The organism is Streptomyces spongiae, assembly GCF_009377185.1.
Classification (GTDB): domain Bacteria; phylum Actinomycetota; class Actinomycetes; order Streptomycetales; family Streptomycetaceae; genus Streptomyces; species Streptomyces spongiae.
Window position 1 is genome coordinate 1 of the sequence record NZ_VJZC01001097.1, and the last position, 1,144, is coordinate 1,144.

General features: G+C 73.7%; 2 protein-coding genes. Both read right to left on the reverse strand.

Annotated elements, in window-relative coordinates:
* Nucleotides 1-231 precede the first annotated feature (231 nt).
* On the reverse strand, nt 232-726 hold the full coding sequence (locus FNH08_RS50365) for an SUKH-3 domain-containing protein (protein ID WP_152778730.1): 495 nt from the start codon (nt 724-726) through the stop codon (nt 232-234).
* Between the two features lie 68 nt (nt 727-794).
* Nucleotides 795-1,144: YwqJ-related putative deaminase (locus tag FNH08_RS50370; RefSeq protein ID WP_265579863.1), on the reverse strand; the 350-nt coding region annotated here is incomplete at its 5' end.

Sequence of the window (1,144 nt, forward strand, 5' to 3'; positions counted from 1 at the left end):
GGTGAGCGGAGGGGGGAGTCGTCGGCGCCTTGGGTTCGTTCGTGGGTCGGGGGCGCGCCGGGAGGTCGCCTCCTGGCACATCCTCTGGGGAGCATGGGCGGCTGCGGGGCGGTCAGGGCGCGTCGTGGTGCCGGGTGCGCCCCAGGTTTTCAGGGGCGCGGGGAACTGCGCGACAAGCCACGACGGACCCGCAGTCGGCCACTCACCCGAAGGGGCAGACGCGAACTGGGTTCACCCCGCGGTGAGCCGTACCGGCGGTATCCCCGTCAGCAGCGTCGTGAACGCCTGGTCGAGCGAGGGGCCCAGGTACCAGTCGCCGGTGTGGTCCAGCGCGTACACGCGCCCTTCCGTGTCGATGGCGAGCATGGTGTGCGTGTCGGGTTCGAGACCGAGGGGGCAGACCTCGGTGCCGAGGGCGCGCCCGAGGTCGCCGAGGGTGCGGGCCATGTGGAGCCCGTGCAGGGGGTCGAGGTGGAGCGCCGAGGGGGCGAGTGCGCGGCCGGGGCCCTGGGCGGTGATGTGGAGGCCGCCGAACTCCGCCCACGCCTCCACGGCCGCCGGGAAGACCGCGTGGCGGTGTCCCGCGGGGGATGTGTGCTCGCGGAGGGTGTCGGCCCAGATCTCGGCCTGCTTTATGTCCCAGCGGCCCGGCAGCCAGCCCGCGGCGCGCAGCGCGGCGTCCACGGGCACGGAGAAGCGAGTGGTGGAGGAGCGGTCGGCTTGCATCTGCCCTTCGTTCGTCGAGGGTTGGTGCTCGGCGGTCACCGTGTCGGTGGGGACGCCGTCTTGCGGGGTCAGGGTTCCTGGGTGGGGTCCACGATCCGTACGCCGAAGTGGGCGCTGAGGGCCTCGCAGGCGCGGCAGGGCGCGGCGAAGCTGCCGTGGAGTGGGTCGCCGGCCTCGCGGATGCGGCGGGCGGTGAGTTTGGCCTGCTTGAGGGCTTTGCGGGCTTCGCCGTTGGTCATCGGTTTGCGGGCCGCGCGTTTGCTGCGGGTGGCGTCGGCGGCGGCGATGTGGCGGGAGATGAGGATCGCCTCGGCGCAGCGGCCGGTGAAGCGGTCGCGTTGGGCGGTGGCGAGGGAGTCCAGGAATTCCTGGACCAGGGGGTGGAGCGGGGGGGGCTGGTGGCGGCGGGCGGCGGGGC